The sequence below is a fragment of the Rhodococcus mengyinensis genome, from assembly GCF_048381435.1.
Classification (GTDB): Bacteria; Actinomycetota; Actinomycetes; order Mycobacteriales; family Mycobacteriaceae; genus Rhodococcus_F; species Rhodococcus_F opacus_D.
In genome coordinates this window covers 23,878-36,807 of the sequence record NZ_JBLWIT010000094.1, presented here as the reverse complement: position 1 = coordinate 36,807, position 12,930 = coordinate 23,878, and the positions used below count along the sequence as shown (strand labels likewise).

At 66.7% G+C, this 12,930-nt stretch carries 15 protein-coding genes and 1 pseudogene; 9 read left to right on the top strand and 7 right to left on the bottom strand.

All coding sequences use genetic code 11. From position 1 onward, the window contains the following. The first annotated feature begins 19 nt into the window (after positions 1 to 19). Positions 20 to 667 (top strand): superoxide dismutase family protein, encoded by a 648-nt coding sequence (locus ACNJ7E_RS18195; RefSeq protein WP_418340623.1) that lies wholly within the window; start codon positions 20 to 22, stop codon positions 665 to 667. A gap of 30 nt (positions 668 to 697) precedes the next feature. Here ACNJ7E_RS18195 and ACNJ7E_RS18190 read toward each other — a convergent pair whose 3' ends face one another. Both ACNJ7E_RS18190 and ACNJ7E_RS18185 read right to left on the bottom strand, forming a co-directional pair. Continuing rightward, positions 698 to 1,159 carry a hypothetical protein gene (locus ACNJ7E_RS18190; protein WP_418340622.1) on the bottom strand — a complete coding sequence of 154 codons (462 nt, stop codon included), beginning with the start codon at positions 1,157 to 1,159 and terminating at the stop codon, positions 698 to 700. Positions 1,160 to 1,416: 257 nt separating this feature from the next. Then, the gene (locus tag ACNJ7E_RS18185; RefSeq protein ID WP_418340621.1) at positions 1,417 to 1,887 is read right to left on the bottom strand and encodes a hypothetical protein; all 471 of its coding nucleotides are present in this window, start codon (positions 1,885 to 1,887) and stop codon (positions 1,417 to 1,419) included. 964 nt (positions 1,888 to 2,851) lie between these two features. Between ACNJ7E_RS18185 and ACNJ7E_RS18180 the strand changes: the two genes are divergently transcribed. Both ACNJ7E_RS18180 and ACNJ7E_RS18175 read left to right on the top strand, forming a co-directional pair. Next, positions 2,852 to 3,070, top strand: coding sequence for a hypothetical protein (locus tag ACNJ7E_RS18180; protein WP_368680609.1), 219 nt, complete (start codon positions 2,852 to 2,854; stop codon positions 3,068 to 3,070). A 404-nt stretch (positions 3,071 to 3,474) separates the two neighbouring features. Then, entirely contained in the window at positions 3,475 to 4,080 is a 606-nt protein-coding gene (locus ACNJ7E_RS18175) for an Rv1733c family protein (protein ID WP_418340620.1), read from the top strand. Positions 4,081 to 4,516: 436 nt separating this feature from the next. Here ACNJ7E_RS18175 and ACNJ7E_RS18170 read toward each other — a convergent pair. The 3 genes and pseudogenes from ACNJ7E_RS18170 to ACNJ7E_RS18160 form a co-directional block, all read right to left on the bottom strand. After that, positions 4,517 to 4,675: pseudogene (locus ACNJ7E_RS18170) on the bottom strand (acyl-CoA dehydrogenase family protein); the annotation flags it as partial. A 244-nt stretch (positions 4,676 to 4,919) separates the two neighbouring features. Then, positions 4,920 to 5,381, bottom strand: coding sequence for an SRPBCC family protein (locus ACNJ7E_RS18165; RefSeq protein WP_418340619.1), 462 nt, complete (start codon positions 5,379 to 5,381; stop codon positions 4,920 to 4,922). A 291-nt stretch (positions 5,382 to 5,672) separates the two neighbouring features. Then, positions 5,673 to 6,122: a PRC-barrel domain-containing protein gene (locus ACNJ7E_RS18160; RefSeq protein WP_418340618.1), complete on the bottom strand. Its 450-nt coding sequence runs from the start codon at positions 6,120 to 6,122 to the stop codon at positions 5,673 to 5,675. A 636-nt stretch (positions 6,123 to 6,758) separates the two neighbouring features. On the opposite strand from ACNJ7E_RS18160, the gene ACNJ7E_RS18155 reads away from it, so the two are divergent. The 6 genes from ACNJ7E_RS18155 to ACNJ7E_RS18130 all read left to right on the top strand — a co-directional run bounded on the left by ACNJ7E_RS18155 (position 6,759) and on the right by ACNJ7E_RS18130 (position 9,128). After that, a complete protein-coding gene (locus ACNJ7E_RS18155) occupies positions 6,759 to 6,947 on the top strand; it encodes a hypothetical protein (RefSeq protein WP_418340617.1) in 189 nt (62 codons plus the stop codon). 108 nt (positions 6,948 to 7,055) lie between these two features. Then, positions 7,056 to 7,454, top strand: coding sequence for a DUF4383 domain-containing protein (locus ACNJ7E_RS18150; RefSeq protein ID WP_418340616.1), 399 nt, complete (start codon positions 7,056 to 7,058; stop codon positions 7,452 to 7,454). A 5-nt stretch (positions 7,455 to 7,459) separates the two neighbouring features. After that, on the top strand, positions 7,460 to 7,876 hold the full coding sequence (locus ACNJ7E_RS18145) for a DUF3052 domain-containing protein (RefSeq protein ID WP_418340615.1): 417 nt from the start codon (positions 7,460 to 7,462) through the stop codon (positions 7,874 to 7,876). Positions 7,877 to 8,034: 158 nt separating this feature from the next. Continuing rightward, complete coding sequence (locus tag ACNJ7E_RS18140) at positions 8,035 to 8,277, top strand: hypothetical protein (RefSeq protein ID WP_418340614.1); 243 nt, start codon at positions 8,035 to 8,037, stop codon at positions 8,275 to 8,277. Positions 8,278 to 8,296: 19 nt separating this feature from the next. Next, positions 8,297 to 8,659, top strand: a complete 363-nt coding sequence (locus tag ACNJ7E_RS18135; protein ID WP_418340613.1) for a hypothetical protein — start codon at positions 8,297 to 8,299, stop codon at positions 8,657 to 8,659. Positions 8,660 to 8,729: 70 nt separating this feature from the next. Then, positions 8,730 to 9,128 (top strand): hypothetical protein, encoded by a 399-nt coding sequence (locus ACNJ7E_RS18130; RefSeq protein ID WP_418340612.1) that lies wholly within the window; start codon positions 8,730 to 8,732, stop codon positions 9,126 to 9,128. A gap of 1,034 nt (positions 9,129 to 10,162) precedes the next feature. Here the strand turns inward: ACNJ7E_RS18130 and ectB are convergent. Together ectB and ACNJ7E_RS18120 are read right to left on the bottom strand one after the other, a co-directional pair. Beyond that, positions 10,163 to 11,431: a diaminobutyrate--2-oxoglutarate transaminase gene (ectB, locus tag ACNJ7E_RS18125; protein ID WP_418340611.1), complete on the bottom strand. Its 1,269-nt coding sequence runs from the start codon at positions 11,429 to 11,431 to the stop codon at positions 10,163 to 10,165. Beyond that, positions 11,428 to 12,369 carry a phytanoyl-CoA dioxygenase family protein gene (locus ACNJ7E_RS18120; protein ID WP_418340610.1) on the bottom strand — a complete coding sequence of 314 codons (942 nt, stop codon included), beginning with the start codon at positions 12,367 to 12,369 and terminating at the stop codon, positions 11,428 to 11,430. Before ACNJ7E_RS18120 ends, ectB begins: the two co-directional genes overlap by 4 nt. Between the last annotated feature and the right edge of the window lie 561 nt (positions 12,370 to 12,930).

The window sequence follows — 12,930 nt, the reverse complement described above, 5'->3', positions numbered from 1 at the left end:
GCGGGGTAATCGCCGACGCATGACCATACGACACGCCACTCTGATCGCTGGACTGTCCCTGACCGCCCTGGTCGCCGCCGGATGCGGCGACGATGACGGATCGACGGAGACGGTCGAGACCCCGCCGACGTCGCTGCAAGCGACGACGGATACCGATATCCCGACTCCGCTGCCGGGCACGCCGGGTGCGGCCTTCCAGTTGCCCGGGGAGGTCGGCGAGGACGACAACGCCTTCACCTACGACGAGGAAGCCGTCCCGGTGGGCTCGACCGTGACCGTCGACTCTTCGGAGCAGGACGGCCGCACCACGGTCACCCTCACCGCGACCGGTCTGGCCCCGAACCGCGACTTCGGGGTGCACGCGCACACGCAGCGGTGCGGGCCGGCGCCGGCGGATTCGGGACCGCACTACCAGAACACTGTCGACCCCGCGGCCACCCCGGAATCGCCATCGACGGATCCGGCCTACGCGAACCCGCAGAACGAGATCTGGCTCGACATCACCACCGACCCAAGCGGGAAAGCGCAGGCGTCGACGACCGTGGACTGGGAATTCCGTCCCGACGAGGCCCACTCGGTGGTGCTGCACGCGCAGCGCACGATGACCGGTCCCGGTCAGGCCGGGATGGCCGGTGACCGGCTGGCCTGCATCGACGAGGACTTCTGAGCCGGGTTCACCCCCGCCTGACCCGTCGGCTCACACGGTGGGTCGTTCCTTCGGCACCAGCAGGACGAGCAGCGCGATGATCAGGCCGCCGCCGGCGAGGTAGAGCCCCCACCGGCCACCGAGCAGGGTGTCGTAGTTGTCGCGGACGACATCGCCGAGACGGTCGTCGAGCCGCCATCCCAACACCGCAAGGGCGCCGATCCCCACGAGCACGCCCAGCCAGCCGGCCGCACGGGAACCCGCCAGCGCGGCGACCAGCAGCAGCGCCGCGGCCACCAGCAGCAACACCGTCATCGACCGGTAGAACACCACGGCCTGCTTTTCGATCTGCTCGACGGTGAACCCGGTGGGGAAGCCGTCGCGCAGATCGACCAGCGCGACATCGACCAGCGCGACATCGCCCGGCGCGATGTCGCCGACGACGGGCAGGAAGGCACCGACCGCCACCGCGATCGCGCACGCGAGTAGGACCAGATGGACGAAGGTGCGCATGGGCGTTCTCCTCTTCCGGCCGACGAGGTGCCCGACAGCGGCGGTGTCTTTTAGAACCGTACCGAACCCGAATCACCGACATCTCGGTGTGGAGAAACCGAAACAGGTGGCCCCAGTCAGCCTTCCACAGCCATAGCAGCCCCGGCAGGATTCGGTCGGGTAGTCGTCATGCCAGAGGCTGAGACCCCGGGCTGCGCCCGGGGCCTGAACCGACTGGGCGGACGAGGAGCGGCATTGCTCTTGTCCCGCGCGCGCCATCACGGACGGCGGCGCCGGTCGTCGTCGTGGCGGGTCACCGCGGTGCGGATCAGGTCGTAGTCGTCGTCGGTGAGCAGTCCGTCGGTATAGGCGCGGCCGACCTGGTGGTCGAACCCGCCGGGCACGGCCGGCGCTTCGGCGTCGGTGGGGGCGTCGGCCGGCTCATACACCCATGAGATGAGTTCGGCGCGCACGGTGGCGGGATCGAGTTCCCCGGCCGCGCCTCTCGCGGCGATCTCGTAGGCGGTGCCGCCACGGCTGCCCGGTGCGATGTCGGGTGCCTCCACGCGGGCGCGGGCGAGCAGGTGACCGATCTCGGCGGCACTACACCCGTTGCGGACCGCCAGGTGCGCCTCGGTGACACCGCTGTCGTGGAGTTGACGCAGGCTCCGCAGAAACCCGATGTGCGCGACCACCTCACGGGCCCGGTCCCGGGCCATCCGGGCGAACAGTGCGTCCCGGTCGATCACGTCGAGCCCCCTCGGGTCGGTCCCCGGGGCCCAGGGTAGCGGGTGTCGGGTGTAGCTGTGCGCGGGCGTAACTCGCTGTGAGCGCGGACCCGGCTCCTCCTGCACGGGTGATCGCGACGACCGTCTCCACCGCGTCCGGCACCCGTCCTCGGACCATACCGAACAAAATGCGTACGAGCAGTGGTGAGCAGAGTGTTGCGTCGGTCGTGTCGCGCATCGACTCGGGCAACGCGAGACCCAATGTGCCGTCGTACCCGCGTCCGCACCGAAGAAACCACCCGACCCGGAAACCGGGGCCGACGACCAAGGGGACGGGCCCTGCAGCAGTCCATCACCGCTTGACCTAGTCTTTGCTAAGGCATTGCAATTACATAACCATGTGGCGGGTCGAGGTGCGCGGCGTTGGCCACCGTGCCGCAGTTCACTAGCGTGGATGGCAGACACGATCTGCATACTCGGTTTCCCTGGCCGACCGGGCTGGGGCTGCCCCCGGCGTCGGCGTGTGGCATGAGGATCTTCCACGGTGGATTCCGTAGTCGACACCGGACAAGTCGAACGCACCGCACGGGAGTCGTGGTGATACACCCAACCCATCGCAGCGCGCATCCCGCACCTGCGCGCGTGGCCGTACCCGGCATCGGAGATGACCAGCACGGAACGCACACTGCAGATCGGTTTCCGAACTCGCACAGGGCCGTGCCGCGTGATGTCCCCGTGCGGCGAGATCAACATCGTGGCCGCGGCGGTACTGATGCCGTGCCTTGCAGGGTGCGACCGCCGACTACGGCGGCGAGCCGAGTGCGCCGCCGGCACGCCATGCTCACCACGGCCGTGCAACCGCAGGTGCGCGACATTCTGCACACCTGGCCGGCCTGGCCACCACATTGGGGTGCTGCGACCCGTCGACGAGGCCTTCGCCGCAGCACGCCCGCCCACAACTGATCCTCGTGGACAGGAGAAGACGATGCGAACCCGAAGCCGGCTCTCCGGCCTGCTCGGTCTGCTGGTGCTGATCTGGCTGATCATCGGCGCCGTCGCTGCCGGGCAACGCGGCTACTACGACGACGCCTCGACCCACTGCGCCAGCGTCGGCACCATCGCCGTGACCATCGTGGCCGGACCGTTGAACTACGCCGGCGTGAACCCCACCGTCGACTGCCAATACCCCCAACCCGCCTCGTAGGTGAGCCCGTGAACCGCTACCCTCCCACCCCTGCCGCAGTGAGCACCGCGTGGATCAAACTGCACCTGACGCGAATGGACTCGCAGCCGCGAACTCCCGGCCCCGACACCCATCGGGAGGTGACTGCGGTCGACACCAGCGGCGACGCACACCCCCGCGATGCTCTCCGCGGAGAGGGTTCTTGATATGCCCGTGAACTGCGGTTTCATCTTCGAGGGGGTGGCGGTTGTGGCAGTTAGGGAACATCACCTCGAGACGGTGGGTTCTCCGTGCGCCGGAGGTCGGTTCGGACCGCGGTGGGCGGTGGGGGAAGGGTGCCGTGTCGGCATTCGGTCGCGCCGTGTGCGCTGTCGTGCCGACGGCAGGGTCCGCGGCACCGGTTCGGGTCCTCCGCGCGGGGGTATGTGGTGATTGGGGCGCCGACAACACCGGTCCGGCTGTGGCGGCTGGGACCGTGGAGCCGGAATCCGCTGGTCCGGCCGTGCGACCGGTTCGAATCGGTCCTGGTGCTGTTCGTGGTCGTGGTGGTGCTGCTGATGGTGCCGTTCGCGGCGGCGTACGGGACCGCGACCTTCACCCGGCTGGACGCGCAGGCCCGCGCCGACCGCGCCGCCTCGCAGCAGATCCCGGCGGTGCTGATGGAGGATTCGCTTCCTGGGGTCGCGGCAGTGGCGAACCGATCGCACCACACCGGTAGTCATGCGCAGGCGCAGTGGTCGGTACAGAGCATGGCGCACACCGGCGATGTCCCGGCTCCGACGGGGGCGCGGGCAGGGGAGACGGTCAGCGTGTGGATCGATGGGAATGGGGAACTCGTCCCCGCACCGGCGTCGAGTACCGAGATCACCGCCACCGCGGTGAGCACCGCGATCGTGGTCTGGGTGGCCGGTGCCATCGGCGGCGGCGTTGCGCTCTGCGGTGCGCATGCGGTCATCACACGACACCGGTTGGCGCACTGGGGCGCCGAGTGGAATGAACTCGGCAAACCTCCGGGCTGGGCGATGAGTTGAACGTGAACCGACCTGGAACTGGTGAAGGCTACTGCTCTGGCAAGGAGAATGTTGGTCGTGCCTGCACCGACGAAGTACGACGCCGATCGGCAGGAACGGGCCGGCTGGATGTACCGGGACCGGCTCGACGAGTACGGTGGTTCGAGAGGTGCTGCCGTCGCCCTGTTTCGGCCAGGGTCGGCGACGCTACGGTGGATCGAGCGAGACGAAACCGCCCACGCCGGGGGCTTCCGCATACGGAAGCCCCGCGGGTCGGGAACTCCCTCGACTTCGCTGGGAAGCCTCCGAATTGCGCAGAGCCAATGAGATATTGAAGACCTCGTTCTATGTGGCGGCGAAGGTCGTCCCCGCGGGTGGGAAGTGCCCCACCACGCCGACTGCGATGATCGTCGACTACATCGACGCCTACCGTTCCCGATTCGAGGTCGGCCCGATCGCGACCGATGATTTCCTTCATGATCTCGGTGCTACTGCCATAGATGGTTTGGGCACGAGAATTCATGTACGCCTTGGTGATCGGGTACTTCTTCATGTACCCGTCGCCGCCGTGCAGATGCCGGCACCTGTCGGTCAGCCGGACCGGCGCTTCGGTGCTCACAACACCGCTTGCGCAACACCTGTGTGGCGCGTACTGACAGCGAAACGAGTGGCGAGTGGGCGTTTCGCCACTGCCGCCATCTTCATCGGTGTGCGCGGACACCCAGACCCGCTACGGCGCTGTTGGCTGATGGCGAGGCACCCCGCCGCGAGGAGTTCGTATAGGCATCACGGTGCGCGCGACACAAGCTGCGAGCAGGATAGAAGCAGGCGGACTACGTCGAACACTCACGGTCACGGGGTCAGGGCTGCGGCCGGTCGATGTCTTCGCGCCAACCCGAGGTGAGGGTGCCCTTATCCTCGATGGAGATCTTGAATCTCTTCATATCGTCCTTGACGCGACGGTCGAGCACGCCGAGCTTGTCGGCGACGTTCTCGACGAATCCGTCGGGGTCGATGTCCATCTGCGCCGTCACCCGGGTTGTCGTGTCGTCGATGCGGTGGAAGGTGATCACTCCGGCGTGGTTCGGACCTGAATCGGATTTCCAGGCCACCCGCTCGTCGGGATGCTGTTCGGTGATGGTGGCGTCGAACTCGCGAGTCCGGCCTGACACTTCGATCGTCCAGTGGGTGTGTGTGTCGTCGATTTGCCGGACCTCGTCGACGCCCTTCATGAACTGCGGGAACGATTCGAATTGTGTCCACTGGTCATAGGCGACGCGGATGGGGACCTCGACATCGACCGTTTCGATGATGGTACTCATGACAACCCGGATACCCGCGATCTCCTCGGCATACTCACACCGCCCAGCAAGGAGTATGGATCGACATGCGCCGTTCCGGCCGACGGTGCGCACTGAGGTGGACGTGTCGTGACTTCCTGCCCCGATCGTCGCGCCGGGGCCCGGTGCTCTCCCTGGCGTGACGGAGGGCCGTGTGGCAGAGGACCCAGTGCGAGTTCCGACCGGAAAGGGCGGTCCCGGATCGGCATTCGCTCACCTTTTCGCTTCGGGCAGTGATGTGCGGCGGGCAGCCCGATAAGGGGGGAGGTTGAGTTACGGGCGGTGGTGGTCGTCGTCCTCGCGGGGCAGCGCCCGGTAGGGACTGATGTAGCGTGCTCCCCAGAACGGCAGGTAGCCGTAGTAGCCGTACAGGCCACCATAGTATTCGGGTGTCTCGACCAATTCCGGGTCGTACGGGGAGCTGCCGGCGACGGTCTCCTTGGTGCGGTCGATATGGACCTTGTCGGCGTCGCGGCCGGTGATCGCCTCGACGGGAATCAGCCGTGCGGTCTTGCCGAGCCCGAGGAAGCCACCGGAGCCGATCCGCAGGAACCGGACCGTGTTCTCGCGTTCGTCGACGATGAGTCCGTCGACCTGTCCGATCTCGTCGCCGTCGCGGTCGTAGACCTTCCGGCCGCGCAGGTCCTCGAGCTGGTCGGTGAACGCCAGGTCGGTGTCGTCGAGATCGATCAGGGTGGGCTGTTTCTCGTTTTCGGTGGCCATGATGTGCCTCCTTCGCTCGTTCCGGACGGTCCCACTGGGCCCCTCGCCTTCGCGGGATCCGTAAAAGGGCGGGTCGTAGCCCCAATCAAGGCTGCTGTCCGATTTGTCCGGTTTCTCGGTCGGTGTACGGGTACCCCGCAAACCGGCCGGCTACCACCGCGCGCGTCCCGGAAAGGTCTGGACGTCGCGTGTGCATCAATACGTGGATGCATCAATACGCCGATACAACAGTGACCGGCGCCGAGAATCCCCTGCACACTCTCCCTCCCGAGGGAGGGAGAGTGCGCTCCGTGCGAGCGCATATCGGGCCGGGGGCGGGCGCCGCGGCACGATGAGATGTCCGACGTGTCCGCGGCTGCAACCCAACCCGTAACGGCTCCCGGGAATCGTGCGGAGTCGGCGGGGCGATGTCGTCCCTACGGCAACGGCGGGTTGCAGCACGCGCGGAACGCCGTCGAAGCCGCGGCCCGCACCGGCCGTGAGTTCCACTCGGCAAACCGGGCGATCAACTTGGGCGCGCCCCGAGACCCGTGGTCACCGTAGAAGACCAGCACGCGCTCGGAGAATGTCGCAAATGTCCAGTTTCGGTCTGCGCTGCCCGGGTACGCCGTAAGTGCCGCCCAGAAGGCGGCAACCATGAGGCAGGAACCGGTGCGGATCGGTGACCGGCACACGACGGTTGCGCCATCATCGCCACTGCCCGCCCGCCGCGTGCCGAGTTCTGCACTACGCGAAGGAACGACCGCGAATCCGTACTACCCGTTGGTGATCGCCATCTACCTGCTGGCTGCGCTCTGGCAGGGAAATCTGGGAACCATCTTCTGACTCCGAAATGCCGCCACTGTGATTTCACGACCCGGCGAGCCGAACCGAAGGGACAATTGTCATGACCGAACGCACCACCGGTCGTGCGCGAGCCAACTGATCGCCCTCGTGGTGGGGATTGTGTTCCTGCTGGTGGGCATCTCGGGTTTCATTCCCGCGGTCACCACGAACTACGACACCCTCGCATGGGCGGGACACCACTCGGACGCATTACTGTTCGCGCTCTTTCAGGTTTCGATTCTGCACAACATCGTGCACCTCGCCTTCGGGATCGCCGGGATCGCGATGGCCGGCTCCATCGGCACCGCCCGAGCGTTCCTCGTCGGCGGCGGTATCGTCTACCTCGCGTTGTGGATCTACCTGCTCATCGAGCAGGGATGTGCGGCGAACTTCGTCCCGGTCAACACCGCCGACAACTGGCTGCACCGGTGCCTCGGTATCGTCATGGTTGCGCTCGGGCTGCGGACCTGGCGCACCACCGCACATCCGCAGAGCGCACTACGCTGACGGTGATGACCGACCGACAACGATCCGCACCCACCACCGCGAACCCGCTCGGCGTGCACGCCGACGTGGTGATCGCCGAACTCGGCTACGGCGGCGACGTCGACCACGAACTACGCGGTGATATCCGTGATCTCGGCGGCACCACCGTCACTGGTGACGATCCGGACGGTCTCGCCGACGCGGCACTGTTGTGGTGGCGACAACCTGACGGCGACCTGACCGACGAACTACTCGACGCGTATACCCTCCTCGGCCCGGACGGCTTCCTGTGGCTACTGACCCCGAAGACCGGTCACGATGGCTTCGTCGACCCGAGCGTGATCGCCGAGGCCGCCCGGACCGTCGGTATGACCCTCACCGCCAGCCTGGACCGACCGGACTGGCTGGGAGTGCGCCTGAGTCCGCCACGACGTCGGGCCTGAGCGTCATGCAGCCGAAACCCGGCGCCACCCAGGGGCGCGACGTCCCCGAAGCGGGCCACGCGAGGCGCCGTTTACCCCTCGAGAAGCCGGGTACCCGGGGGCAGACCGCGAGAGTTGTCCACCACGCCGAACGAACACCGTTGAGAGGACTGCGACGAATGCCCACCTGCGAAACGTGTGGCAACGACTACGACAAAGCATTCACCATCACCCGCGGCGACCGGTCCGCGGTGTTCGATAGCTTCGAGTGCGCCGCCCAGGCGATGGCGCCGCAGTGCGAGCGCTGTGGCTGTCGAATCCTCGGCCACGGCGTCGAAATCGCCGACACGATCTACTGTTGCGCGCACTGCGCCCGCGAAGCCGGCCACGGGGAACTCGCCGACCGCGCCGCCGGTAGCTGAGCAACCAGGGTGTACTGCCGTGACCGAGGACGTCGAGAAACGCTGGTCCGACGGGGCCACCTTCCGCCGGGCCGCGAGCTATGCGGGTGTGGTGATCGGCGCCGCCCTGACCGTCATGGTAATCACCGTTGTATGGGTCGCCGTCGGCGAAGCGGACGAGTGCGCGGACGAGGAGATGGTCTGCTCCACACCTGGCCGCTACCTGCTGGTGTTCGTGCCCACGGGCATCCTGCTCCTCGGAGGACTCGGTGCCTTCGTCCGCGCCTACCGAGCATGGCGGACCGGGGGCACCTGGCCGATCTGGCACGGTGCCGGTTGGGCGCTGCTGCTGTTCATGCTGATCTATCTCGGAATCTCGGCCCGTGTGTTCACCAGCACCTAGACAACCGTGCCACCGAAACTGGTCGCGGTTGCGGGCAGTTGCTATCGGGGTGCGTGGCTACCCTGCGCTCATGAGGTGCGCCCGTGCGTGCGGTGTCACCGCCGCCCTGTGGGTGCTGGTCGCCTGCGGCTCCGGCACGGGCACCGAATCCGGCGATACCAGCGCGGCTCCCGCCGAGACCGCCGGCGCCCAGGACGGGAGAGACCGTGCCGCCGAAATGGCCCGCTACAATGCCGATCTCGCCGCGTTCGTCGCCGCTTTCCGCAGCCGCTATCCGGAACTGGCGAGCAACCGCAACGACGAGTCGATCGCGCACATCGCCATCGAACCGTGCATCGATCTCGCCAACGGCGCCGACGAGCAGACCGTGACCACCACGATCGCAGACCAGGCCGAAAACCGGGGCACCCTACCCACCCCGGAGCAGGCGCAGCAGATCTACCGCCTGGTCGAACCCATCTGTCCGTGACGAACGCCCGTACCCACAGCGTTGACGGCATCTTGGGACGCCACCACCATCGACCGAAGAGTGTGGCCAGGAATCGCCCGGGTTTTCGACCACCGACACCTCCGCCGAGCCCCGCACGCAGCCCGTCCAGCACCGAATGGATCAAATCCCCACCTCAACCGGATGGATCACCGCCCCGCCGAGTCCGTCCGGTGCGCATGTCGATCATGCGATGGCGGCTGTAGGGGTGGAGCGGCGGCGGTGAACCCCCGACGCGGTCACCGAGGTGGTCGTGCCGAGGTGGTCGTGATGGTGGGTGCGGGGCGGGCTTCGGAGCCGTGCGGCGTGTCTGGTCGCTGAACTGGGCCGCTCGAACACGATCACCGCTCCTCCTGCGAGCCCCGCGGATCGGAGAGCTCTTGCCGTCGAACAGGTTCCGCCTCGGCGGGGTGCCGCCGGACAGTTATCTCGGGGGAGTTGTGTACTGGGGGTGAGTTCCGTCGATCTCCCCCCCATTCGAGAATCTCGGGAACATGCCCCGGCGTCATCCCCCGACGTCGGGGGATATTGATGCTCGGACTCTGTTTGTGCGCCGGCTTCGGCGGTACTGCTCCTCTGGAGAGTCCACCTACATTGTTTCCCAAGGAGTGTCGGAATTCTGCGGCTCTGTCGGGGCTCGTCGTCGGTGACATCTTGAGAGACGTTGTCACCGGAGTTATCGACGGTGCCCGACCCCCCGGTCAGGGTCGCGTACCGTACCCAACACCACGCTCGCGAACCCGGCCGGTCCCCGCCACCCGCACCGGCCGACATTCGGCGGTGCAGCCGGGGTGAGGCACGGTCATCGGCGGCGGCCGGTGCGACGACACCGCCACCGGATTCGTGCGCGTGCTCGAGATCCCGCCGAGGATCTCCTCCGAGGGGCCACGGTGCGGGCGCGGAGACCCGCCCGCACCGGTGTCTGACCGGTGGTGCAGACGCGCCTCCCGGTGTCGGGTCACCGAAACGCGTTGAGCGTGACGAGAACTACGACAATCGCCAGGATCGATGCGGCATCAGTGGTGGTTGGTGGCCGCGGTTGCCGCGTCGGCGAGTATCCGCATTCCGTGTGCGATCTCGTCGTCGGTGGCGGTGAGGGGCGGCAGCAATTTGACGACCTCGTCTCGGGGCCCGGAGGTCTCGACCAGCAGACCGTGTTCGAAGGCGTGGGTGCTCACCCGTGCGGCCTGCGCGGCGTCGGCGAACACGAGTCCCTGAATCATGCCGCGTCCACGGGAGGACACGGCCGAGAGTGTGGCAGTGAGATCGGTGAACGCCGCGCGCATCGTTTCGCCTCGGCGGCGGGTGGCATCCTGTAGGGCGTCGTCGGTCCAATAGTGTTCGAGGGCCGCCCGCGCCGTGACGAAGGCGAGGTTGTTGCCGCGGAACGTCCCGTTGTGTTCGCCCGGCTCCCAGATGTCGAGGTGCGGTTTGAGCAGTGTCAGTGCCATGGGCAGGCCGTATCCGCTGATCGACTTGGACAGCGTGACGATGTCGGGTTCGATTCCGGCGTCCTCGAACGAAAAGAACGGGCCGGTTCGTCCGCATCCCATCTGCACATCGTCGACGATCAACAGGATGTCGCGGTCGCGGCAGAGTTGGGCGAGCGCCCGCAACCAGTGCGGCCGTGCGACATTGACACCGCCTTCGCCTTGCACCGTTTCGACGATCACCGCTGCGGGCTTCTCCAGCCCACTTCCGGAATTCTCGAGGGCGTGCTCGAGCCAGTGAAAGTCGTCGACGGTCCCACCCAGGTAGTGGTCGAACGGCATCGGGGTCGTATGGACGAGGGGTACGCCGGCGCCGGCACGTTTCATCGAGTTGCCGGTCACCGCCAGGGCGCCCAGTGTCATCCCGTGGAAGGCGTTGGTGAAGCTGATGACGGTTTCGCGGCCGGTGCATTTTCGTGCCAGTTTGAGTGCGGCCTCGACGGCGTTCGTCCCGGTCGGCCCGGGGAACTGCACCTTGTAGTCGAGAGTGCGCGGCCGCAGGACCACACGATGGAACGTGTCGAGGAATTCCCGTTTGGCGACGGTGTACGTATCGAGCGAGTGGGTGATTCCGTCCCGGGCGACATAGTCGACGAGCGCGGATTTGAGCACCGGGTTGTTGTGCCCGTAGTTCAGCGACCCAGCTCCGGCGAAGAAGTCGAGGTATTCGCGCCCGGTCTCGTCGGTCAACCACGAGCCCGACGCCGTGGCGAAGGTGGTCGGCCAACTCCGGCAGTAGCTGCGGACCTCGGATTCGAGTTCGTCGAAGACAGAGAGTCGTCGACCGGTGCTCATCGGTCGTCCCGGCCCTCGGCCGCGGCACAGATTCCCGCGGCCGCCGACGACTCGACAGCTGCCTTCCCGGTCGCCGGGGGACGTTTGGCGAGAAAGGGCGGACGGGGGACCGAGCCGGAGAAGGGCCGGTCGATCGGATTGTCGACACTGTTGAACACCACGAAGATGTTCGCGCGCGGCAGCGGGCTGATGTTTCCGCCCGACGCATGCAGGGCGTTGCAGTCGAAGACCGTCATCGATCCTGCTCCGCCGGTCAGCACGTCGATGCCGTGGGTGTCGGCCATGTCGGCGATGATGTTTTCGGCGGGGGCACCGATCCGGGGTGCGGTGGTGACCAGGGACTCCCGGTAGTAGTCCTCAGGGGTGGCGCCGGCGCACTGCACGAACGAGCGATGCGTTCCGGGCATGATCATCAACGGCCCGTTGTAGGTCTCGTTGCGGGTCAGGGCGATCGACGCGCTCACCGCGCGGGGATGCCGCATTCCGTCTTCGGCGTGCCAGGTCTCGAAGTCCGAATGCCAGTAGAAGGCACCGCCGTGAAAGCCGGGTTTGTAGTTCAGTCGGCTCTGGTAGATGTAGACCTCGGATCCGAGGATCTCTCGGGCGATGTCCTCGGCACCGGATTCGGCGACCGCGTCCCGCACGATGTCGCTGAACTCGACGATGTCGAAGATGGAGCGTACCGCGCTGGTGCCTTCCTCGCGGACGATCCGTGCATCGCCGCGAACTTTCGGATCATTCTGCAGCCGGTCGATCTCGGCGAGACAGTTCTCGACGGACTCGGTGCTGACCGCGTGGTCCTGCTGGAGATATCCGCGTTCGGCGAACACCGCCACGTCCGGCGTCGGGGAGGTACCCCACACGACGGGGTGTGGCCGTTCGAGCACCTGCGGTATCCCTAATACGCGGGACGGGTACGGATCGGTCATCGTGATCATTCCAGCAGCACCTGCATTTCGATGTCGGGACCGGGCGGTGCGTCGTCGTACCGCCTGGCTCGTCAGGGTCACCGGCAGCTCGCCGCACGGCGCGATAGCGGATCCGGTGTCGTGATTCTGCACAGCTGCGTTTCCCGACCCATGTGGAACCTGCACACGGGGTGGGGCCATGGGGGTGCGGGGGCGAAAAACCCAGCTCAGTGACGCGATTTCGTCGTTACGTCCAGTCTCCTCTCACCCACTCGGCGCAACCGAGCGGATACCCCGGCCACAGCAACTATTGCATAGTGCCATAAAAGTGCCGTGTCGCAAATGTCCGTCTTCGCTCGGAGCTGCCGATCCGAGTTTGCCTTGGTCGGGATCGGACCGGGGGTGGTGTCGGCCGCCAACGGGCCTCGCGATCTATTCCCCTGACGGTCAACCTCGTATCATCGAGAATGCGCGAAACCTCAGGTGATGCAGGCTAATCCGGCTGGACCGGGGATGCGTGTGTCGTAGTTCGATCCGGATATCCGGGGCGCGAGCTGATGCGAGCGGGGTGCACCCCCGCCGTCGGGGGTT